Origin of the sequence: Stackebrandtia nassauensis DSM 44728, from assembly GCF_000024545.1 — a bacterium.
In the GTDB taxonomy this organism is placed as follows: domain Bacteria; phylum Actinomycetota; class Actinomycetes; order Mycobacteriales; family Micromonosporaceae; genus Stackebrandtia; species Stackebrandtia nassauensis.
Map to the genome: position 1 here is coordinate 1,286,823 of NC_013947.1, position 20,210 is coordinate 1,307,032.

24 protein-coding genes are annotated in these 20,210 nt (G+C 66.6%); 19 read left to right on the forward strand and 5 right to left on the reverse strand.

The window, feature by feature from the left end:
* The first annotated feature begins 5 nt into the window (after nucleotides 1-5).
* The 11 genes from SNAS_RS05975 to truA all read left to right on the forward strand — a co-directional run bounded on the left by SNAS_RS05975 (nucleotide 6) and on the right by truA (nucleotide 6,515).
* A complete protein-coding gene (locus SNAS_RS05975) occupies nucleotides 6-494 on the forward strand; it encodes a DUF1707 SHOCT-like domain-containing protein (protein ID WP_013016490.1) in 489 nt (162 codons plus the stop codon).
* A 41-nt stretch (nucleotides 495-535) separates the two neighbouring features.
* Nucleotides 536-1,033, forward strand: a complete 498-nt coding sequence (locus SNAS_RS32445) for a DUF1707 SHOCT-like domain-containing protein (protein ID WP_013016491.1) — start codon at nucleotides 536-538, stop codon at nucleotides 1,031-1,033.
* 79 nt (nucleotides 1,034-1,112) lie between these two features.
* Entirely contained in the window at nucleotides 1,113-1,742 is a 630-nt protein-coding gene (locus SNAS_RS05985; protein ID WP_013016492.1) for a class I SAM-dependent methyltransferase, read from the forward strand.
* Between the two features lie 178 nt (nucleotides 1,743-1,920).
* Nucleotides 1,921-2,142, forward strand: a complete 222-nt coding sequence (gene infA / locus SNAS_RS05990) for a translation initiation factor IF-1 (protein ID WP_013016493.1) — start codon at nucleotides 1,921-1,923, stop codon at nucleotides 2,140-2,142.
* Nucleotides 2,143-2,169: 27 nt separating this feature from the next.
* Nucleotides 2,170-2,286, forward strand: a complete 117-nt coding sequence (gene rpmJ / locus SNAS_RS33745; RefSeq protein WP_013016494.1) for a 50S ribosomal protein L36 — start codon at nucleotides 2,170-2,172, stop codon at nucleotides 2,284-2,286.
* Between the two features lie 178 nt (nucleotides 2,287-2,464).
* Entirely contained in the window at nucleotides 2,465-2,845 is a 381-nt protein-coding gene (rpsM, locus tag SNAS_RS05995; protein WP_013016495.1) for a 30S ribosomal protein S13, read from the forward strand.
* A gap of 28 nt (nucleotides 2,846-2,873) precedes the next feature.
* Nucleotides 2,874-3,272, forward strand: coding sequence for a 30S ribosomal protein S11 (rpsK, locus tag SNAS_RS06000; protein ID WP_013016496.1), 399 nt, complete (start codon nucleotides 2,874-2,876; stop codon nucleotides 3,270-3,272).
* Nucleotides 3,273-3,292: 20 nt separating this feature from the next.
* The gene (gene rpsD / locus SNAS_RS06005) at nucleotides 3,293-3,919 is read left to right on the forward strand and encodes a 30S ribosomal protein S4 (RefSeq protein ID WP_013016497.1); all 627 of its coding nucleotides are present in this window, start codon (nucleotides 3,293-3,295) and stop codon (nucleotides 3,917-3,919) included.
* A 103-nt stretch (nucleotides 3,920-4,022) separates the two neighbouring features.
* Complete coding sequence (locus SNAS_RS06010; protein WP_013016498.1) at nucleotides 4,023-5,060, forward strand: DNA-directed RNA polymerase subunit alpha; 1,038 nt, start codon at nucleotides 4,023-4,025, stop codon at nucleotides 5,058-5,060.
* Between the two features lie 30 nt (nucleotides 5,061-5,090).
* Entirely contained in the window at nucleotides 5,091-5,603 is a 513-nt protein-coding gene (gene rplQ, locus SNAS_RS06015; protein ID WP_013016499.1) for a 50S ribosomal protein L17, read from the forward strand.
* Between the two features lie 78 nt (nucleotides 5,604-5,681).
* Nucleotides 5,682-6,515 carry a tRNA pseudouridine(38-40) synthase TruA gene (truA, locus tag SNAS_RS06020; protein WP_041625683.1) on the forward strand — a complete coding sequence of 278 codons (834 nt, stop codon included), beginning with the start codon at nucleotides 5,682-5,684 and terminating at the stop codon, nucleotides 6,513-6,515.
* A 39-nt stretch (nucleotides 6,516-6,554) separates the two neighbouring features.
* On the opposite strand, the gene SNAS_RS06025 is transcribed toward truA, so the two are convergent.
* Nucleotides 6,555-7,412, reverse strand: a complete 858-nt coding sequence (locus SNAS_RS06025; protein WP_041624576.1) for a hypothetical protein — start codon at nucleotides 7,410-7,412, stop codon at nucleotides 6,555-6,557.
* 145 nt (nucleotides 7,413-7,557) lie between these two features.
* On the opposite strand from SNAS_RS06025, the gene SNAS_RS06030 reads away from it, so the two are divergent.
* The 3 genes from SNAS_RS06030 to SNAS_RS06040 all read left to right on the forward strand — a co-directional run bounded on the left by SNAS_RS06030 (nucleotide 7,558) and on the right by SNAS_RS06040 (nucleotide 10,101).
* A complete protein-coding gene (locus tag SNAS_RS06030; RefSeq protein ID WP_013016502.1) occupies nucleotides 7,558-8,160 on the forward strand; it encodes a class I SAM-dependent methyltransferase in 603 nt (200 codons plus the stop codon).
* A 119-nt stretch (nucleotides 8,161-8,279) separates the two neighbouring features.
* Nucleotides 8,280-9,497, forward strand: a complete 1,218-nt coding sequence (locus SNAS_RS06035; RefSeq protein ID WP_013016503.1) for an NADP-dependent isocitrate dehydrogenase — start codon at nucleotides 8,280-8,282, stop codon at nucleotides 9,495-9,497.
* 322 nt (nucleotides 9,498-9,819) lie between these two features.
* On the forward strand, nucleotides 9,820-10,101 hold the full coding sequence (locus tag SNAS_RS06040) for an HPr family phosphocarrier protein (RefSeq protein WP_013016504.1): 282 nt from the start codon (nucleotides 9,820-9,822) through the stop codon (nucleotides 10,099-10,101).
* Here SNAS_RS06040 and SNAS_RS06045 read toward each other — a convergent pair.
* Nucleotides 10,055-11,992, reverse strand: coding sequence for a HelD family protein (locus SNAS_RS06045; RefSeq protein WP_013016505.1), 1,938 nt, complete (start codon nucleotides 11,990-11,992; stop codon nucleotides 10,055-10,057). The genes SNAS_RS06040 and SNAS_RS06045 overlap by 47 nt on opposite strands.
* A 279-nt stretch (nucleotides 11,993-12,271) precedes the next feature.
* On the opposite strand from SNAS_RS06045, the gene SNAS_RS06050 reads away from it, so the two are divergent.
* The 3 genes from SNAS_RS06050 to SNAS_RS06060 all read left to right on the forward strand — a co-directional run bounded on the left by SNAS_RS06050 (nucleotide 12,272) and on the right by SNAS_RS06060 (nucleotide 15,051).
* On the forward strand, nucleotides 12,272-12,853 hold the full coding sequence (locus tag SNAS_RS06050) for a helix-turn-helix domain-containing protein (RefSeq protein ID WP_013016506.1): 582 nt from the start codon (nucleotides 12,272-12,274) through the stop codon (nucleotides 12,851-12,853).
* A gap of 66 nt (nucleotides 12,854-12,919) precedes the next feature.
* Nucleotides 12,920-14,191 (forward strand): MFS transporter, encoded by a 1,272-nt coding sequence (locus SNAS_RS06055; protein WP_013016507.1) that lies wholly within the window; start codon nucleotides 12,920-12,922, stop codon nucleotides 14,189-14,191.
* Between the two features lie 11 nt (nucleotides 14,192-14,202).
* Complete coding sequence (locus tag SNAS_RS06060) at nucleotides 14,203-15,051, forward strand: menaquinone biosynthetic enzyme MqnA/MqnD family protein (protein ID WP_013016508.1); 849 nt, start codon at nucleotides 14,203-14,205, stop codon at nucleotides 15,049-15,051.
* Between the two features lie 28 nt (nucleotides 15,052-15,079).
* Here the strand turns inward: SNAS_RS06060 and SNAS_RS35020 are convergent, their stop codons facing one another.
* The 3 genes from SNAS_RS35020 to SNAS_RS06075 are packed head-to-tail and all read right to left on the reverse strand — an operon-like array spanning nucleotide 15,080 to nucleotide 18,840.
* Nucleotides 15,080-15,859, reverse strand: coding sequence for a hypothetical protein (locus tag SNAS_RS35020; protein ID WP_013016509.1), 780 nt, complete (start codon nucleotides 15,857-15,859; stop codon nucleotides 15,080-15,082).
* Nucleotides 15,834-18,080, reverse strand: coding sequence for a hypothetical protein (locus SNAS_RS06070; RefSeq protein ID WP_013016510.1), 2,247 nt, complete (start codon nucleotides 18,078-18,080; stop codon nucleotides 15,834-15,836). The genes SNAS_RS35020 and SNAS_RS06070 overlap by 26 nt, the downstream gene beginning before the upstream one ends.
* Nucleotides 18,070-18,840, reverse strand: coding sequence for a nucleotidyl cyclase domain-containing protein (locus tag SNAS_RS06075; protein WP_013016511.1), 771 nt, complete (start codon nucleotides 18,838-18,840; stop codon nucleotides 18,070-18,072). Before SNAS_RS06075 ends, SNAS_RS06070 begins: the two co-directional genes overlap by 11 nt.
* A gap of 140 nt (nucleotides 18,841-18,980) precedes the next feature.
* Between SNAS_RS06075 and SNAS_RS06080 the strand changes: the two genes are divergently transcribed.
* Both SNAS_RS06080 and SNAS_RS06085 read left to right on the forward strand, forming a co-directional pair.
* The gene (locus SNAS_RS06080; protein ID WP_013016512.1) at nucleotides 18,981-19,463 is read left to right on the forward strand and encodes a Pycsar system effector family protein; all 483 of its coding nucleotides are present in this window, start codon (nucleotides 18,981-18,983) and stop codon (nucleotides 19,461-19,463) included.
* A gap of 135 nt (nucleotides 19,464-19,598) precedes the next feature.
* Nucleotides 19,599-20,198 carry a Crp/Fnr family transcriptional regulator gene (locus SNAS_RS06085; protein WP_244409117.1) on the forward strand — a complete coding sequence of 200 codons (600 nt, stop codon included), beginning with the start codon at nucleotides 19,599-19,601 and terminating at the stop codon, nucleotides 20,196-20,198.
* Nucleotides 20,199-20,210: the final 12 nt, after the last annotated feature.

Consider the following 20,210-nt stretch of genomic DNA (forward strand, 5'->3'; position numbering starts at 1 on the left):
GTTCCATGCCCAGCCAGGAACCGTCGATTCCCGCTGTCCCCGAACGCGACAAGCGCGCCGGCGATACCGACCGGCAGCGTGTCGCCGACCGGCTGCGGGCCGCCCTCGACGAGGGACGCCTGGAACTGTCGGAGTACGACGAGCGGTTGCAGCAGACCTACGCGGCCAAGACCTACGCCGACCTGGACACGCTGCTGGCCGACATCCCGGGCGTCGCGCCGGTGTCGGCCTCGCAGGTGGAGCCGGTGGCCGACAAGAACCCGCACCGCTACGACGACCGCGAGCACCGGCGTCGCAAGCGCCGCAACCGGGACAAGTCCATCAAGCAGACCTGGTCGGGTGTCGGGGGCGCGACGATCTTCTTCACCGGACTGTGGGCGATCCAGTGGATCGCCACCGGCGGGAGCGCCCCGTACTTCTGGCCGATCTGGATCTTCGGTTTCTGGGCGCTGGGTGCTGCGTGTGCCACCTGGGCCAAGCTCATGAAAGACTAGGCGACATTCCGTCCCTTCCTGGAAACCCTCCGGAGAACCTCGTGAACGACAAAGACAAGCTGCGCATCGGCGATTCCGATCGCGAACTGGTGTCGCGACTGCTGAAGCAGGCGGTCGACGAGGGACGCTTGACGCTGCCCGAGTACGACCTCCGGTTGCAGCAGGTCTACGAGGCCAAGACGGTGGGGGACCTGGACCCGATCACGGGCGATCTGATGGGCTCGAACCAGGGCGTGCTGGCGGTGACGGAGTCGGGGAACCTGTCGACGGTCCACGACGCGCCGCCGCGCCGCACGCGGCCCCGCCGCGACAAGACCCCGGCGTGGGTCAAGTGGATGTGGTTCGGCTGGCTGGTGCCCGTCACCGTGTGCACCACGATCTGGGGCATCGGCCTGGTCACCGGCGGCACCGGCTACATGTGGCCGCTGTGGGTGGCCGGAACGATCGGTGCCCCGATGGCCTGCGTGACGTTCATGGAGCGGTTCATGATCCGTCCGGCCCTGATCGAACGCGACCAGCAGCGGCTGGTCGGCGAATGAGCCGCGGCGCGTTCTGTCGACGGCCGCCGGATCGAGACGGGTCCCCGCTACCGAGCGCGTTCGGGTAACTTCTTCCGGAATGACTCACGAACCAGGCACCCCCAAGCCTCCCAGCTACCTGCGTGACGTCGGGGTGTTCTTCCGGCACTGGCTCAAGGCTCCCGGCAAGACCGGGGCCGTGTGGCCGTCCTCGCGTTTCCTGGCCCGCAGCCTGGCCAGCGCGCTCGACGGCTACTCGCAGCCCGCGGTGGCCGAACTGGGGCCGGGCACCGGTCCCGCGACCGCCCAGATCCAGGCCCGGCTGGCCGGGGCCGGGACCCACGTGGCCGTCGACCTCAACCCGCAGTTCGCCTCGATGCTGGCGGCGAGGTTCCCGGACGTGGACGTCGTGTGCGATTCGGCGGACCGGCTGCCCGCGATCCTCGCCGAGCGGGACATCACGGTTGTGGACGCCGTCGTCAGCGGGCTGCCGTTCGCGGCGTTCCCGGCGGGGTTGCAGCGTGACATCCTGGACGCGGTCGTGGCGAGCCTGCACCCCGGGCACGGGGTGTTCACGACCTTCAACTACGTGGGGGCGTTCTCACTGCCGCCAGCCCGACGGTTCCGGGGGCTGTTGGCGGAACGGTTCGAGGAGATCAGCATCTCCGGGCCGGTGCTGCGCAATATCCCCCCAGCTTACGTCCTCACCGCCCGCAAACCCCGGGCGTGACACGCCCGACTGCGGGGCGGGTGGTTGACCGGTAAATCAGGCGAGTACACTCAACCGTTGGCGCTGAGCGTCTGGTCCGTTATGCCCGTGCGCGCTTCCTCGGGTAGACGGCCGCGGCTGACGACAAGTCAGTGCCGAACAGTTATCCAGATCCGACAAGTCAACGGTAGCGGAGTACATGCCGAAAAAAGACGGTGCGATTGAGATCGAGGGCCGGGTCATCGAGCCCCTCCCGAACGCCATGTTCCGGGTGGAGCTGACCAACGGCCACAAGGTCTTGGCGCACATCAGTGGCAAGATGCGACAGCACTACATTCGCATCCTGCCCGAAGACCGGGTCGTGGTGGAGTTGTCTCCCTACGACCTTTCGCGCGGACGAATTGTCTACCGCTACCGCTGACGCGACTCTTGACAAGTAGGGCTGCTCGTGAAGGTTAAGCCGAGCGTCAAGAAGATCTGCAAGAACTGCCGAACCATTCGCCGCAACGGCCGGGTCAGGGTGATCTGCTCCTCCGACCCGCGCCACAAGCAGCGTCAGGGCTAGTTCAAACCGGATTCTTCTCGCCGCAAAAAGTTACGAAACATCGACAACACTGCCCGCGCGTGGACTTTCGAGTCCGCGTCACCCCCGGCCCGTCAGGCCGGGGCCCCGCCGCCGGAACAGCGGGGGCTAAGCGAGTGGTGCAGACCTGACGAAATACACAAGGAGAATTAGTCCGGATATGGCACGTCTCGTTGGTGTCGATCTTCCGCGCGAAAAGCGCCTGGAGATCGCCCTTACGTACATCTTCGGTGTCGGCCGCACCCGCTCGGTCGAGACCTGCGCCGCGACGGGCATCGACCCGTCCAAGCGCGTCCACGAACTGACCGACGCCGAGCTGGTTCAGCTGCGCGATCACATCGAGGGCAACTACCAAGTCGAAGGTGACCTGCGCCGCGAGGTCGCCGCTGACATCCGCCGCAAGGTGGAAATCGGGTGCTACCAGGGAATCCGGCACCGCCGGGGTCTGCCGGTGCACGGACAGCGGACCCGGACCAACGCGCGTACCCGCAAGGGCCCCAAGCGCACGGTCGCTGGCAAGAAGAAGCCGGGCAAGAAGTAGCTTTAGGACTATAGGAGCGCATGAGTTAATGGCTGGGCCAAAGCGCGGTGGAACCAAACTCCGCCGCAAGGAAAAGAAGAACGTCGCGGCGGGTCACGCCCACATCAAGAGCACGTTCAACAACACGATCGTTTCCATCACCGACCCCGCGGGAGCCGTGATCTCCTGGTCGTCCTCCGGACAGGTGGGCTTCAAGGGTTCGCGTAAGTCGACTCCGTACGCCGCGCAGATGGCCGCCGAGGCCGCCGCCCGTCGCGCCATGGAGCACGGGATGCGCAAGGTGGACGTGTTCGTCAAGGGTCCCGGTTCGGGACGTGAGACCGCGATCCGTTCGCTCCAGGCCGCCGGCCTCGAGGTCGGTTCGATTTCCGATGTCACGCCGCAGCCGCACAACGGCTGCCGTCCGCCCAAGCGGCGCCGAGTCTGAGGTTGGGGGAGTAGAAGAAAATGGCTCGTTATACCGGACCCGACTGCCGTCGCTGCCGTCGCGAGAAGATGAAACTGTTCCTCAAGGGTGCCAAGTGCGAGAGCGCCAAGTGCCCGCTGGAATCGCGTCCCTTCCCTCCCGGCCAGCACGGTCGCGGTCGCCCCAAGGAGACCGAGTACCTGCTGCAGCTGCGTGAGAAGCAGAAGGCCAAGCGCACCTACGGCGTGCTGGAGAAGCAGTTCTCCAACTACTACAAAGAGGCCAACCGCCGCTCCGGCAAGACCGGTGAGGAACTGCTGAAGATCCTCGAGTCGCGGCTGGACAACGTCGTGTACCGCGCCGGGTTCGCCAAGTCCCGTGACATGGCGCGCCAGCTGGTGCTGCACGGCCACTTCATCGTCAACGGCCGCAAGGTCAACATCCCGTCCTACCGCGTCACCGCCAAGGACATCGTCGAGGTCCGGCCCAAGTCGGTCGAGATGACCCCGTTCGTGGTGGCCCGCGCCGAGGCCGGCGAGAAGAAGACCCCGGCCTGGCTGGAGTCGATCCCGTCGAAGATGAAGATCCTCGTTCACAACCTGCCCGAGCGCCAGTCGATCGACACCCAGGTGCAGGAGCAGCTCATCGTCGAGCTCTACTCCAAGTAGTAGCGGTTCGCATCTCCCGCCGCGCGTCCTCGCGGCGCGCGGCGGGACTCTCCATTGTTTGCGACGTCATATAGCGGGCGTCCGGCGAAAGGGAAAACAGAAAGTGCTCATCACTCAGCGTCCGACTCTCAGCGAAGAGTCGCTCTCGGACACACGGTCCCGGTTCTCCATCGAGCCGCTGGAGCCGGGTTTCGGTTACACGCTCGGCAACTCGCTGCGGCGTACCCTGCTGTCGTCCATTCCGGGCGCGGCGGTCACCTCGATCAAGATCGACGGTGTCCTGCACGAGTTCACCACCATCCCCGGCGCCAAAGAGGACGTCGTGGAGCTGGTGCTCAACGTCAAGCAGCTGTGCGTCAGCTCCGAGCTGGACGAGCCGGTCACCATGTACCTGCGCAAGCAGGGCCCCGGCGACGTCACCGCGGGCGACATTCAGCCGCCGTCGGGCGTCACCGTCCACAACCCGGAACTGAAGCTGGCCACGCTCAACGGCAAGGGCCGCCTCGACATGGAGCTCATCGTCGAGCGGGGCCGCGGTTACGTCTCGGCCGCCCAGAACAAGCAGGCCGGTGCCGGTATCGGCCGGATCCCGGTCGACTCGATCTACTCGCCCGTGGTGAAGGTCAGCTACCGGGTCGAGGCCACCCGTGTCGAGCAGCGCACCGACTTCGACAAGCTCATCATCGACGTGGAGACCAAGCCGTCCACCGGCCCGCGCACCGCGCTGGCCTCGGCCGGTTCCACCCTGGTGGAACTGTTCGGTCTGTACCGCGAGCTGGACTCCGCCGCCGAGGGCATCGACGTGGGTCCGTCCCCGGCCGACGCGCAGCTGGCCGCCGATCTGGCGCTGCCGATCGAGGAGCTGGAGCTGACCGTCCGGTCGTACAACTGCCTCAAGCGCGAGGGCGTCGACCAGGTCGGCGAGCTCATCAACCGCACCGAGGCCGACCTGCTGGACATCCGCAACTTCGGTCAGAAGTCCATCGACGAGGTCAAGATGAAGCTGGCCGGTCTGGGCCTGGCGCTGAAGGACTCCCCGGGCACCTTCGACCCGGCCGAGGCCGCTGCCGCCTACGACGACGGTGAGTACGACGAATTCGACGACGACGGAGAAGAGCTCCGCGAAACCGAACAGCTGTAGCGGCTGTAGTCATTCAAAAGGAGTAAGGAAATGCCACAGCCGACCAAGGGCGCCCGCCTGGGTGGTTCTCCGGCGCACCAGCGGCTCATGCTGGCGAACCTGGCGACCTCGCTGTTCAAGCACGGCAAGATCACCACGACCGAGGCCAAGGCGCGCAAGCTGCGTCCGTACGCCGAGCGGCTGGTCACCTTCGCCAAGCGCGGTGACCTCGCCTCCCGTCGCCGGGCCATCGCGAAGATGACCGAGAAGGACGTCACGCACGAGCTGTTCGACTCGATCGCGTCGCGCTACACCAACCGCGACGGCGGGTACACCCGCATCGTGAAGATCGGTCCCCGCAAGGGCGACAACGCTCCGATGGCCGTCATCGAGCTGGTCGAGGAACTCGCCGAGGCCCCCAAGCCGAAGCGCAAGCCCGCCACCCGCAAGGCCGCCAAGGCCGAAGCGGTGGAGGCGCTGGCCGGTGGCGACGACGAGGCCACCGACGAGCCGAAGGCTGCCGAAGCCAAGGCCGACGACAGCAAGAAGTCGGACGACGAGTAAGTCCCCGACGTGAACGACGACGTCCGTGGACGCCCCGGTGACGAGCCGGGCGCGTCCACGGACGTTTCGCTTGTCCGGCTGCGGCTGGACATCTGTTACGACGGCACCGATTTCGCGGGCTGGGCGTTCCAGCCGGGGCAGCGCACCGTGGCCGGGGAGGTCTTCACGGCGCTGTCGGCGCTGTTCGGCCAGCCCGAGGGCCTGACCGTCGCGGGCCGCACCGACGCGGGCGTCCACGCCACCGGTCAGGTCGCGCACGTGGACGTTCCCGCCGCCGCCTGGGCCCGCTACCGCGACCGGCCGCTGTGGCGGCTGCGGGGCATCCTGCCGCCCGACGTGCGCATCACGGCGATCACCGAGGTGTCGTCGGAGTTCAACGCCCGGTTCTCGGCCCTGTCGCGCCGGTACGTGTACCGGGTCGCGGACACGGTGTGGGGCGTGAACCCGTTGCGGCGCCTGGACACCGTGGCGTGGCCGCGTCCGGTGGACCTGGACGTGATGAACGCCGCCGCGACGGTCCTGGTGGGGGAGCACGACTTCGCGGCCTTCTGCAAACGCCGCGAGGGCGCCACGACGGTGCGGGCGCTGCGGACGGTCCGCTGGGACCGCGACGCCGACGGCATCGCGCGCGCCACGGTCGTGGCCGACGCGTTCTGCCACTCGATGGTGCGCAGCCTGGTCGGGGCGATGCTGGCCGTCGGCGAGGGCCGCCGTGACGCGGCCTGGCTGGCGGCGCTGTTGACCCGTGGCGAACGGTCCGGCGAGGTGCTGGTGGCGCCCGCCAACGGCCTCACGCTGGTCGAGGTCGAGTTCCCCGCCGATCCGTCGGCGTGGGCCGAGCGGCAGCTGGAGACCCGCCGGATGCGGACCCTGAACGGCTCGACGGCCGCGGGCCAGCAGCCCACGGCTTGAGCTGGCCCGGCCGATCGGCCGGGCCGGTCGAGGCGGCTCCTATGCGTCGCGGCGGGGTTTGAGCGTCTCGACGAGGTAGTTGTCGACCAGGTCGGCGACGATGACCGACACGTCCTCGTCCCGCCGGGACGGGGATTCGCCGTCGGCGCGTCCGATGACCGCGTACAGCAGGTAGTGGCCAAAGGTGTTGAAGCCCAGGACGGTCGGGTTGAGACCGAGTTCGGAGCTGACACCGCTGGCGCGCAACGCGTTGAAGGCACCGCCGCTCCCGTCCTCTATGTTCTCCCGCAGTCGCGTCGCGGCCTCGTCGTCGGCGAGGTTGACGACGCCCACGGTGGCCGCGTGCGTCTGGGACGCGTCGGTGACGGTCGCGCGCACCACCTGGTCGCAGTCGCTGCTCTTCAGGTGCGGGCCCATGGTGTCGGTGGCCGCGCTCGCGCAGTCGCCGAGGACCTCGGTCTTGAGGACCGTGTACTGGCTCTTGCCCGCGGTGAGTTCCTTGGCACCGAACAGTTCCCCAGCCGTGAGCGGGTCCGGGTCGGTGTCGCGGGAGGCGAGTTTGTCGGGCTCGGCCTTCGTCTTGCCGGTGCTGGGATCGAAGGTGTGCTCCTGTTCGGGCGCGGTGGTGTTGCTCGCGTTGTCCCGCAACAGGAACCACGACGCCGCGCCGCAGGCCGCCAGCGTGATCACGACGATGACCGAGATCAGCGTGACCACCCAGCCCTGCCGGGTGCGGGTGGCGCGCCGGGCGGCGCGTTGCAGCGGGATCGACTCGACCGCGGGACGCGGAGCCGCTGGCGCCGGGTCGCGGCGGGCCGACTCGCGTTCGCGGGCGATCGCGGCGATGCGCGCCGGATCGATGTTCTGCCGGAGGTTGTCCGACGTCGAGAAGCCCACCGGGGGGTCATCTACCTCGGGAACCGGTGGGGGAGTACCAAAGGGTGACTGGCCGTTTACCACGCCGACCGACATTAGGGCACCGGAGTGCTCGGGTTGGGGACTTCGGTGAAGTTCCGTCAAACGGTTGGCAGACAATGGCCGAGTGACGGAAGCAGAGCACTATTTCACGCAAGCGCCCGCCTCGGAGCACCGGGAACGCACGATCGAGTTCTCGGCCGCCGGAAGGGATTTCGCGTTGACGACCTCGCAGGGCGTCTTCTCGTCCTCGCGGCTCGACCCGGGAACCGCGGTACTGCTGCGCAAGGCGCCGCTGCCGGGGCGTCCGGGCGCCTACCTGGACCTGGGCTGCGGCTACGGGCCGGTGACGATGGCGCTGGCCGAGTCCTCCGGCGGCGAGGTCACGGCGGTGGACGTCAACGAGCGGGCCCGGCAGCTGACGGCCGACAACGCGCACCGGCTCGGCTTCGGCGACCGGGTGCGGGTGTACGCGCCCGAGGAGGTGCCGCCGGGACAGCGTTTCGACGAGATCTGGTCCAATCCGCCGATCCGGGTCGGCAAGGAAGCGCTGCACGAGCTGCTGCTGGAGTGGCTGCCCCGACTGAAGCCGGACGGGGTCGCCTGGCTGGTCGTCGCGCGGCACAAGGGCGGGGACTCGCTGGCGGGCTGGCTGGCCGGGCAGGGTTTCCCGGCCGAGAAGCACGCCAGTCAGAAGGGCTACCGGGTGCTGCGGGTGGTGTGTGCCTGATCGCGGTGGCGTGGTGTTGGTTCCCGGGCCAGTTTCCAGTACGCTTGTACTGTTAGCGTTGGACGGGATGGACCGACCTGCGCCGCGTCGCGATCCGTGAAACAAGGAGAATGCTTGGCATGGCCAAAATCAAGGTAGAGAACCCCGTCGTCGAGCTCGACGGCGACGAGATGACCCGGATCATCTGGCAGCAGATCAAGGACAAGTTGATCCACCCGTATCTCGACGTCGACCTGAAGTACTTCGACCTGTCGGTGCAGAAGCGCGACGAGACCGACGACCAGATCACGGTGGACGCCGCCAACGCGATCAAGGAGCACTCGGTCGGCGTCAAGTGCGCCACCATCACCCCCGACGAGGCGCGGGTCGAGGAGTTCGGCCTCAAGAAGATGTGGCGCTCGCCCAACGGGACGATCCGCAACATCCTCGGCGGCGTGGTGTTCCGCGAGCCCATCATCATGAGCAACGTGCCGCGGCTCGTCCCCGGCTGGACCAAGCCGATCATCATCGGCCGTCACGCGCACGGCGACCAGTACAAGGCCACCGACTTCAAGGTCCCCGGCCCCGGCACGCTGACCGTGACCTTCCAGCCCGCCGACGGCTCCGAGCCGATGGAGTTCGAGGTCGCGCAGTACCCCGAGGGCGGCGGCGTGGCCATGGCCATGTACAACTACCGCAAGTCCATTGAGGACTTCGCGCGCGCGTCCTTCCGCTACGGCCTGGCCCGCGACTACCCGGTCTACATGTCCACCAAGAACACCATCCTCAAGGCCTACGACGGCATGTTCAAGGACGTGTTCCAGGAGATCTTCGACAACGAGTTCAAGACCGAGTTCGACGCCAAGGGCCTGACCTACGAGCACCGGCTCATCGACGACATGGTCGCCGCCGCCATGAAGTGGGAGGGCGGCTACGTCTGGGCCTGCAAGAACTACGACGGTGACGTGCAGTCCGACACCGTGGCGCAGGGCTTCGGCTCGCTGGGCCTGATGACCTCGGTACTGATGACCCCCGACGGCAAGACCGTCGAGGCCGAGGCCGCGCACGGCACCGTGACCCGGCACTACCGCCAGTACCAGCAGGGCAAGGCCACCTCGACCAACCCGATCGCGTCCATCTTCGCGTGGACCCGGGGCCTGGCCCACCGGGGCAAGATCGACAACACCCCCGCGGTCACCGACTTCGCCGAGAAGCTGGAGCAGGTCTGCGTCGAGACCGTCGAGAGCGGACAGATGACCAAGGACCTGGCGCTCCTGGTCGGCGGCGACGCCAAGTTCCTGACCACCGACGAGTTCATGAACGCGCTGGACGAGAACCTGCGCAAGAAGATCGGCTGACTCGGACATACGGGCATCAGTCAGAAATTTCCGGTTTTGCCCGTTACCTGGGTTCGACCGGTGGCGTTACATACGGTGTAACGCCCGTGTGCCCAACGCAGCACGCGGGTTCCTCTGAACTGGTGAGAGCCTGCCGTCCCTTCCCAGTAGCGGCCCCGGGGTGAAACACCCCCGGGGCCTCTGCCTTTTGGTGATCGGTGCGTGGCCTTCCCAGTAGCGGGCCATGCGGTGGGAAACAACCCCGGGGCCACTGCCTTTCATCGCCCCTACCCGGTAGCGTGTCGCGGATAAGTATCGTTCGCATGCGATGGTGGAGGCGACGATGAGTGAACGGCGCGTCAAGGTGGCCTGTGACGGCGGACTGAACGACGGCAACGCGGTAAAGCTGGTGCAGCTCGCCGCCCGGGCCGAGGCCCCCGTGACCATCTCGCGGGACGATGCCGAGCCGGTCGCCGCCAACCACGCGGTCTCGGTGCTGGCCTTGGAGATCGGTGAGGGCGAGGAGGTCATCCTCGCCAGCGAGGACGAGGCGGCTCTGGACAAGCTGACCGAGTTGATCAGCTGCTTAGCTGTGGTGGCAGCGGTTTGGTGTGCACGACCGTGAGGCGGGAGACCGCGCGGGTCAGCACCACGTAGAGACGGCGCAGCCCCAACGGTTCTGCGGCCACGATGTCGGCGGGCTCGGCGACGATGACGTGGTCGAACTCAAGCCCCTTGGCCAGCGTCGCCGGGACCAGTTCGACGCGGTCGTTGTCACCCAGACGGGCCCGGAGCTTCTCGATGGCGGCGTCGGCGGCGATCACGCCGATCGAACCCTCCCAGGACAGCGCTCGGTCGACGGCCGCGGCGACGTCGGTTTCCAGGTCGCTGGACTCGTCGATCTCCAGCAGGCCGTCGGAGCGCAGTGAGCGGGCCTCGGGGACGTCGACGTCAAGGCTGGGCAGCAGCCGGTTGGCCAGCTCCAGCACGTCGGCCGGTACCCGGAATCCGGTGGTCAGCGCGACGATCTCGCCCTCGGGTTTGCCCAGGTGGGCAAGGGATTGCGCCCAGTCGGCGGCGGTCCACGGCGAGGTGCCCTGGGCCAGGTCGCCCAGGACGGTGATGGAGCCGTGGGTGCTGCGGCGGGCGATGGCGCGGCACTGCATGGCCGACAGGTCCTGGGCCTCGTCGACGACGACGTGGCCGAAGCCGCCGGGGCGTTCCAGCAGGCCCGCGATCTCGTCGATGAGGACGGCGTCGGCGCGGCTGTAGCGGGGGTTCTTGGTGCGGCTGGCCAGCAGGTCCTGTTCGTCCTGCGACAGTATTCCCTCGCAGACTCTTGCGCGATAGTCGGCGTCGGTCAGCATCCGGGCCAGCAGCCGTTTGGGGTCCAGCTCGGGCCAGATCTCGTCCAGGAACGCCGTGACGGGTTTGTGGCGCCCCATCCGGCGGGTCCAGGCTTCGCCGGGGGAGTCGCCGCTGCGCAGTTCGACCTGGCGCCGCAGTCCCGCGACGATCTGGGCGCGCACCCGTTCCCGGCCGGTCAGGTACGGGATGTCGTCGGCGAGGGCTTCGGACACCGCGCGGCGCAGGTACTCGGTGCCCAGCCGCCAGCGCCAGCTGCCCTCGGCGATCATGAGCGAGTCCTCGGGGACGGTCACGTGGCCCCACACGGCGCGGCGCAGTACCTCGGCCATCCGGACGTCGTGTTTGAGCCGCGCGACCTCGATCGGGTCCTCGCCGCGCACCGCGACGGTGTCGGTGAGTTCGTCGACGGCCAGCTGGGTGACGTCCACTTCGCCCAGTGTCGGCAGCACGTTGTCGATATAGGACATGAAGGCGGTGTTGGGGCCGACGATGAGCACGCCGGAGCGTTTCAGCTGTTCCCGGAACGCGTACAGCAGGAACGCGGCCCGGTGCAGTCCGACGGCGGTCTTGCCGGTGCCGGGCGCTCCCTGGACGCAGATCGTGGTGGCCAGGTCGGCGCGCACCAGGTCGTCCTGTTCGGGCTGGATGGTGGCGACGATGTCGCGCATCGGGCCCACGCGCGGGCGTTCGATCTCGGTGGCGAGGATCTGGGAGGACTCGCCCTTCTCGTCACCGGCGTCGAGGTGTTCGTCCTCGAAACTGGTCAGGTCGCCGCCGTCGAAACCGAAGCGGCGGCGCAGTCTGACGTCCATGGGGTTGCGGACGCTGGCCTGGTAGAAGGTGCGCGACAGCGGCGCCCGCCAGTCCAGCACCATCGGGTTGCCGCCGCCGTCGACGACGTGGCGGCGTCCGATGTGGTAGTCCTCGGCGCTCCAACGCAGCCGCCCGAAGAACAGCGGCGTGTCGGGGCGGTCGGCCAGGTCGGCCAGTCGCTGGCGGCGCAGCCTTCCCAACGCGAAGGCGGTGAGTTCGTCGCCGGCGTTGTCGCCGATGGCCTCGGTGCGCTGGCGCATGTGGCCCAGGGCCACGCGGGATTTGTCGAGGTGCTCGCGTTCGGCGAGCAGGGTCGGGTCAAGGGCGTCGTTCATGAGTGAGAGCTTTCGGTCGCGGGTGGCATGCCTTCTGGTCTGGCTCGCAAGCTCGCCAAACTCGAATGCCCCCTGGCCCGGCCACGAGTGGGATCCGGCGCGCGGCGACGCGGCGGGGTTCCGAAGGTTTGAGTCGTGTCCGGCTTCGCCCGGCGGGACGGGCCGCGCTCGAGGCGCGGACCGACCAGAGTACGGCACCGTGGCGGCGGGTCAAGCGATTTTCGGGCCCCGCGGGGGCTGACCGGGAACCGGGCGGACCGGGCGTGTTTTGCTTTACGGATGACCGAGGCGACCCACGACAAGCCGCACTTCTCCGATCCGGAGCTGATGCGGGTGTTGGCCCACCCGGCGCGACTGGACCTCATCGACCACCTCCACACCGTTGAGGACGCGACCGCGACCGAGTGCGCCGAAGTGGTGGGCCTGTCGCCGTCGGCGCTGAGCTACCACCTGCGGGCACTGGCGAAGGTCGGTCTGGTCGAGGCGGCTCCGGGCCGGGGCGACGGCCGGGAACGGGTGTGGCGGTTGAAGGCCCGCAGTTTCTCCATCGGCGCCGACTACCGGGCGCCGGAGTCGGCGAAGCTGGCGCAGCGGACCATGATCGACTCGATGCGGCGGCGCGGCGACGAGAAGTTCGCGCGCTGGATGGACAAGGCGCACGACGAACCCAAGGAGTGGTACGACGCCGCCATGTCCAGCGAGTGGGCGCTGCTGATGACCGCCGAGGAACTGGCCGAGTTCAATCGGCGGCTGGCGGACCTGACGCGGCCGTACCGGGTGCGGCAACGCAAGGCCAGCGGCGAGGTCCCCGACGGCGCCCGCCGGGTGGCGTTCCAGCTGCGTTTCTTCCCCGAGGTGTGACGGGCGTGACCGCGAAAGTGTGAAAATTCCCTTTCGCATCTAACTGTGAAAGAGTATTTTCACATCATGGCCCTCCTCGCTGACCCGCCCCAGACCGTCGCCACCTCCCGCTGGCGCGACGTCTACCTCGACGCCGGTGCCCGCCTGTTGGCCCAGACCGGCATGTTCGGCGCCGTCACCGCGCTGCTGCTGCTGATGCAGAGCAGCGGCGCCGGTGGCCTGGCCGTCTCCGCCCTCACCATCGCCACCATGCTTCCCATGGTGGTGCTGGCACCGGTCACCGGCCGACTCGCCGACCGGGTCGACAGTCGGCTGCTGCTGATCGCCGCCGGACTCATCCGGGCCGTCGCCAGCCTCGCGCTCGCCTTCACCGCCGACACCGTGACCATCATCGGCCTGGTCGTCGTCCTGTCGATCGGCACCGCGCTCCTGCAACCCACACTGGGCGCCCTGATCCCCGCGATGGTCACCCGCGACGACCTGCCCAAGGCCAGCGCCATCAGCCAGACCGCCGGAACCATCGGCATCATGGCCGGGCCCGCCCTCGCCGGACTGCTGGTCGGCGGCTTCGGCACCGACGCGGCGATGTTCCTCAACGCGGGCTGCGCTCTGGCCACCGTCGCCGCCGCCTTCGCCATCAAGACCCGCCGCGGCGGCGTCCACACCGTCCCATCCCCGGACTCCACCACGCCCGGCACCCGAAGGGTGTGGCGCATGGCCGACGACGGCGTCGTACGGATGCTGATCCTCGGCATCGCCCTGGTCATCGGCCTCGTCTCGGCGGTCAACGTCGTCGAGGTGTTCTTCGTCCGCGAATCCTTCGGCGCCACCGAAACCCAGTTCGGCATCATCTCCGGCGCCTGGGCCCTGGGCATGGCGGGCGGCGCCTGGCTCATCGCCGGACCCCTGCGCCGCAACAACAACGACGGCGTCGTCCTCATCTGGATGTTCGCCTCCCTCGCCCTCACCTGCGTCGTCATCGGCGGCATGTCCGGCATCTACGGCTCCGCGTGGTGGCTGGTCCCGGCCTTCATCGTCGGGGGTTCCCTCAACGGCGCCGAGAACACCATCAACGGCGTCCTCATGGGCCGCCGCGTCCCCGCCGAGACCCGAGGCCAGGCCCAGGCCACCTTCCAGGGCTGGGTACAGGGCCTCGCCCTCGTCGGGTACGTCGCCGGCGGCGTCGGCGTCGAATTCCTGTCGCCACGCCTGATGGTGCTGCTGTGCGGCGCGGCCGGCCTCGTCGTGGTGCTCGCCCTGCTGCCCCAGGTTCTGCGGGTGGCGCGCGGCGTCACTACCGCGCGCACAACCCGCACACCCGCCACCGAGGTGGCGTAGCCTCGGCGAACATGAGCGGTCTTCGGCGTCCCCGGGTCGGACACATCGAGTTCCTTAACTGTCTGCCCATCTACTGGGGCTTGATGCGGTCCGGGGCCCTGATCGATGTCGACCTGACCCGCGACACCCCGGTCGCGCTCAACGACCGGCTGGTCGCCGGAGAGCTCGACATCGCGCCGATCAGCCTCGTGGAGTACCTGCGGCACGCCGACGACCTGCTGCTGTTGCCCGGACCGGCGGTCGGCAGCGACGGCCCGGTCCTGTCGGTCAACATCGTCCACGAACGCCCACTGACCGAACTGGACGGTGCCCGGGTCGCGCTCGGTTCGGCGTCGCGCACCGGCGTCCTGCTGGCCCGGATGCTGCTGGCCGACCACTACGGCATCGACGCCACCTACTTCTCCTGCGCCCCCGACGTTCCCCAGATGCTCCGCAAGGCCGACGCCGCCGTCGTCATCGGCGACGTCGCCCTGCGCGCCCTCTACGAAGCCCCGGAACAGGGCCTCACCGTCACCGACCTGGGCGAACAATGGAAAGCCTGGACCGGCCTGCCGATGGTCTTCGCGGTCTGGGCGGTGCGCCGCGAGTTCGCCGCCGCCCACCCTGGCCAGGTCAAGGACGTCCACGACGCCCTCACCCGCTCGGTGTCGCTGTGCCTGGACGAACTCGACATCGTCGCCGCTTCTGCCGCCCGCTGGGAGCCCTTCGACGCGGCCACCCTCGCCGGTTACTTCCGTACTCTCGACTTCTCGCTGGGCGAGCGTCAGCTGACCGGCCTGCGCGAGTTCGCCGCCCGCGCCGCCGCCCTCGGCGAGGCCCCGCCGCTGGCCGTCGGCGGCCCGCTCCTGTTCGAGGGCTAACCAGCCCGGTATCGGCGGCACTGTCCGGTCATTCGGCGTCGGACTGCTGAAACACGGATTCGGCACCAGGTTGCTGTTTGAGCGCCCGGTCGAAAGCCTGCGCCCACTCGAAGGCGCCCATCTTCAGGTCGCCGGCGCGTTCGTTCGCCTCCCGAAGCAAGTCCAGCAGTTCGTAGCTGTGGAGTTGCCGACGGGCGTTCATCTCTTTGATCACGTCCGCGAATTCCTCGTCCGTCAATGCGGCGGCGTGCGCGATCAGCGGTTCGTCCTTGATGTTGCCGAGCAGATCGGACCAACGTCGCGACAATGTGTCGACGAGATCGGCGCGCCGCATGTTGTTCGTGTGCTCGCCGTCGAGTTGAAGGCGTCGCAAGTGATTGGGCCGCAAAGTCTGCCGGACGTCCGGATCGATGTTCACGCGCACATGCGGCAGACACTGGATACGTCCTCGTCGAGAAGTGAACGTGCCCGCACTGCTGCGGAACTCTCGAGTCAAAGCCGCCTCCAGCGCCTCTGATTGTTCGGCATGGAAGCGGTGACCCATTTCGAGGACCCGGTATTCGATGTCTTCGATGGCACGTTCTTCACATTTTGGTATCTCGATGCGCAGCCGACGCGCCGTGTAGTCCCGCGATTTCCACACCAGCGTGCAATCAACCGTGAAGTCGAAGACGCCACCGATTGCGGCAACGTACAACGGTACGGGTAGTTCGGTTCGTTCCGTTGCTGTCTTTCGGACGTCGGAACTGTCGAACTCGATCCGCATCCGGGACGACAGTTTCTTAAGGTATTTGGGAAACAGACGCATGAGTCTGGCCTTTCGCGATGGCGTCGAGCCTGGAAATCACGGAACTCTCGGGAATGGCGATCCGCCACATCCGCTGAAGGTGGAATTCGAGCCGCCGCTGGAACACCGAATCACGACAGATCTGACTGATCAGGATGACGACCGGATCGGCAATGCCGTCATCAAAGCTCGCCTGACTGACCCACCCGCCAAGCACCCACCAGGCACGGTGCGCGGTATCCGGCAGGAGCAATGCGTGACGCCACAGGACCGCGAGAATTTCGTGGCGCTGCGGGTCGTTGCCCATCCAGCTCAGCAGGAGTTGCCGACGGCTGGCGCCGTCAGACGGATAGGCATCAGCCAGTTCGGTCAACGCGCGTGCGGCATGTGTCCACAGTCGAACACTTCGTCCTGTTGTCCACTCTCGCAACATGGTGACGATGGGGCCGATGGGATGGACGGCGGCCAGGGCCGTCAGGGCCAATGGCACGCTCGGACTTTCGGCCTGAGCATCGCGTTCCGCGATGATTCGCATGTGGCGCAACGCCTGTTCAAGGTGGATGTGGGAACCAATGCCGCTGAGATATGCGCGAGCGACCGTGTCGAGCCGACGGTCATTGTGGTGACTTACCCAGTTCTGCAAGTGCCGCCGTAGGCTTGGTTCGACTCTCGGATCGTCGATCACTGAAGCACACGTCAGCGCGGCTGCCTGCCGACTGTTGGCGAGGCGGTTGCCAGCCCATACGTCGATCAGTTCCGCCAGCACCGATTCGGGGGCCAACCCAGCGAAGAACCCCGCGGTGTGGGCAGCCCTTGCCCTTACGTGAGCTCGCCGGTCGGTGACGAGCAAATCGAGCCAGTTCAGCAAGTGTTGTTGGCTGTCGGGGTACTCGTTCCACATGACTTCGAGAAACGCTCGCACCATAGCCTCGTCCTTGAACTGAGCTTGGTCGCCTGGACCGATACTGCCCTCCGGACGAAGCTCCTCAGGCACAAGACTGCTGAACGTGGTCCCGAACCCAGTGCTCGTTCCCGAACCGTTGATGTCGCGCAACTTTCCGGCCGCATAAGACACCAACGTCAGCGATTCTCCGTGAAAGGCGGCGTACGCGACCAAATAGGCCTGACGTTGGCCGGCGCGATCACGTTCCGTCGGGTCAGGGGTGCCCGGAATCGCCAGATGCCTACGGGCCAATTCCAGTTTGTATCGAAACCGGTCCCCGAGGATCCTGTCGAGTTCTTCATGACTGTTCGGCCGAACTTTGGCAATCTCATCGGCGAGGTCGAACGCCTGCCGGGGCGAGGCCAGCTGATCCAAGGCTGCGGCGAGGCCATCGCTCTCCTCGCACAAACTTCGTACGTCCAGATAGCACCTGGAACCGCATCGAGAAGCGGAGTTCAGGCATTCCACATCGCAACGACTCTGCCTGGCCGCCTGATCACCCAAGTGTTTACGAAACACTTCGGCGAGGTCTGGCATCTCGTGTTCGACCGTGAAGTTACTAGGGGTCCGTTTTGCTTCGGTGACTATCACTATGCTCGCGCGCTTGTTCTTCGCGATGGCCGCTAGGGGACCGAAATCATTCAATCGGAACGACCGCTCCGGCGCTGCGAGCAGATATCCACATTCGGCGGTGATGGTTTCCTCGGTGATCTCATTTAGTTCCACCGTGAGGTCGATGTCGATTCGCCTGACTTGACCGGTGCCGTGCCGATTCGCCAACGCCACCAGCGCGGTGGTCTTTCGGCCGGTGTTCGGTTCACCTTTGAGACACACCAAGCCTTCACGGTCTAGCAGTCGAGCCAGCGTCGCATCGATTGTCGTCGGTTCATAGCATTCGATGAGCGAGCGGATGGTTCCGGTGTCGACGATGTGAGTCCAGATGTTGCTCTTCGTGCTCTCCACATTGATCGTCACGGCTTGCGCGTTTGGTCCGAATGCCGCCGAACCGCTGGTGAAAACGCGGTCGAACTCGAAATGGGCGCCCCCTGCTCGCAGAAAGTCCGGTGGGGGAGTTCGTTCGGCTTGGTCAGGCACCACGTCGTATTCATCGGCCTGCGGTGGTTTGGCCGTACTGGCTGGCGTCGGTTTATCCGCCGTCTCGGGTTTAGCGTCGGACGCTGGTTTTTCTTCCGCCGCTTCGGGTTTGGCATCCGCTGGGTTGGCGGCTTCAACTGGTTTCGCCGCTTCAAGGGGAGTTTGCGGCTTCGGGTTTTTGGGGCCTTCGTCTTCAGCGGTCATGTCCGGCTCCGTATTGGTGCGCCGATGCGTTGGGACCGAAGGCGGTCGCACCGGTGGCGTGTATGTCGCCGAAGTTCCAGGTACCGTCCTTCGGCGTCACGGCCGTCGGCGGAGGAGCCTGAGGGCCGCTCGGTTCCGGATCGGCTGTGGGCTCGGGCGGCTCAACTTGATTGATGTCCTCATTGAGGACACAGATCCAGGCGTTCATCGCCACACCGTGCTTGGTGGGGACCCGTACCTCGCGGAACCGATCCCTTCGGATGCCTTGATACTGATGGGCGATGACATCGTGGTAGATGCGTTCGGAGACCAGCAAGGCGAGCCCGGCATCCGGAAAGGCGCTCAACGCGTCTCGCAACGCGCGGCTGTCGCACAGGTGGCTGACGGTGTTAACGGCCTGACTGACGAAACCGTTGTCGCCGACGTGAACGACACCCTCATGAACAGCCATGCGGATACGTACCTTCGCGGCTTCTGCGCGGTGGCGGTTGTAGGCACGCAGCGAATTGTCGAGATGGTGAGCGAAGGTTCCCACCACCGCTGTCTCGCTGGTGTCGGCCGGAAGTATCGCCAGACGGCCGTCGCCGGAACTCTGAGAGATCCAGTCGGCGTCGGACAGCCCAGCTTCGGTAGCGGCCTCGGTGAGGGCGTGGCTGAACTGCTGTTGGGCCTCGTACTGGGCGACGTGGTCCTTGGCGCTGTAGGTCTGCATGTCGGCGCTGAACATCAATCGGCGCATCATGGTGTCGAGTGGGCGCATGGCGAGAACCTTCCATTCGTGGTGTTGCCAGATCTCTGGTGTACTCAGCGCGGCGGCTCAAGACCACGTCAAATGACGGATTCACCGGGAACCCGTCAATTGACGTGGTGACAACCGGTGACAACCGGTGTCATGGCCATATGAATGGACTGTCACCCGTCGAGCAGCTATCCGTCACATTGACCACGGTGTCGTCGTTTCAGGACACAATCCGACACGCGGACACCAAGGCGACAATCCTGCTGACGCTGCAGGGTTCCCTGGCTGCGTCGATCGTCGCGAACTGGAATCCGCACGCGAGTCCACCGGTGATGATCTGTGCCGCGATGTTCGTGTGCTTCGCCACGGTCTCCTGTGTCCGGTTCGCGGTAGCTCTGCGGCCGCGAACCGATGGCCTGGTGGTGGCGAACCGTTTCGGGTTCGTCTCCGTCTCGGCGTACCCCGCCACATGTGATGGCATGGACGCGCGGCGACTTCAACAGGATGCCTGGCAACTGGCGGTACTGCTCGCTGAAATCGCGAAGATCAAGCACCGGCATGTTCTGGCCGGAATGCCCTGGCTGGGCGCGTCGGCCATCGCCGCCCTCACCGTGGTCTCGAAGTGGCCGGACCTATTGCAATGAGCGCGTAACTGAATATATACATATCTAATGCGTGATTCGAGATTGGACGGAACAATCTGGCCGCACGGTACGTTACTGCGGCGACTATCGTCGGACGATCGGGAAGACTTGCTGGACTTGGGAACGAGACGGCGAGTGGACGCCGGGACCGTCTTGCTGCGAGTGGGGGAGCGTGGGCACAACGCCATCCTCATTCTTCGCTCGTTCATCAAGATCGCGGTGCCCACGGTGTCGGGACGGGAGACGTTGCTGTCCATCAGATTGCCCGGGGACATGATCGGCGAGGCGTCGGTTCTGAATGACCGCCCCCGGACAGCGACGGCGACGGCTTGCGGACCGGGACTCGTTTCCGTGATCGGGCGCTCCACATTGCGGGACTTCCTGTCCACCCGTCCCGCCGTTACGATGCAGCTGGCGGGGATCGTCGCCGATCGGCTTCGCTGGGCGAATGATCGCCGTGTCGACGCGGCGACCTATCCGGTTGCCAGCAGGCTGGCGCGGATTCTGTCCGAAATGGCGATGGCGTACGGGGTGCGCAGCCGGGAGGGCATTGAGATCGGTGTGGAGCTCACCCAAACTGAAATGTCCACCCTCATCGGAGTTTCGGACGTCACACTGCAGCGTGCTCTGCGCAGGTTGAGGGACGCGGGACTGGTGTCCACCGGCTATCGCCGCACCATCGTGACCGACGCAGAGGGTTTGCGGACCTTTGGGGAACGTTTGGACGCCGAATAATCCGTAGAGTCC